General features: G+C 51.5%; 2 tRNA genes and 1 rRNA gene. All 3 read left to right on the plus strand.

Going from position 1 to position 695, the window contains the following annotated elements:
* Positions 1 to 110 (plus strand): 16S ribosomal RNA (locus R84865_RS13270); the annotation flags it as partial.
* 203 nt (positions 111 to 313) lie between these two features.
* Positions 314 to 390: transfer RNA gene (locus R84865_RS13275), tRNA-Ile, on the plus strand.
* Between the two features lie 99 nt (positions 391 to 489).
* Positions 490 to 565 (plus strand) — tRNA-Ala (locus R84865_RS13280).
* The last annotated feature ends 130 nt before the right edge of the window (positions 566 to 695 follow it).

Genomic DNA, 695 nt, shown 5'->3' on the forward strand with positions numbered 1-695 from the left:
AAGTGGCTAGTGTAACCTTCGGGGACACGGTCACCACGGTGTGGTTTATGACTGGGGTGAAGTCGTAACAAGGTAGCCGTAGGGGAACCTGCGGCTGGATCACCTCCTTAACCGACGACGTCCTTCGGGACGAGTACCCACACATATTGTCTGATCGGAAATAGAGCGATGAAAAGCCGGATCGCCGGCCGGCAAGAACCTACCGGTTAAGTGCCTGATCTGTAGCTCAGTTGGTTAGAGCGCACCCCCTGATCTTAATGGAAAGCGGGTGAGGTCGGCAGCCGACCGGTAAGAACCTACCGGTAAAAATACCGGGTCTGTAGCTCAGTTGGTTAGAGCGCACCCCTGATAAGGGTGAGGTCGGCAGTTCGAGTCTGCCCAGACCCACCAATTTTTATCCATGGCTTCGTTAAAAAGTGCCTCGTGTATCATTTATACACTTCGACACTTTTTGCCTTGCCCTGAATAAAAATCGCAGTGGTTCGATTTGGGGCTATAGCTCAGCTGGGAGAGCGCCTGCCTTGCACGCAGGAGGTCAGCGGTTCGATCCCGCTTAGCTCCACCAAATCTTGGTTTCATCATCGGAAGCCAGTCACGAAATCTTTCCTCTCATAGAGAGAAGAGACGTCGATGACTGTCTTTACGACAGTACGCTCTTTAACAATGTAAATCATGCTGATGCCAAATCCAGCATT

It is taken from the genome of Carnimonas bestiolae (genome assembly GCF_051251145.1).
Classification (GTDB): domain Bacteria; phylum Pseudomonadota; class Gammaproteobacteria; order Pseudomonadales; family Halomonadaceae; genus Carnimonas; species Carnimonas bestiolae.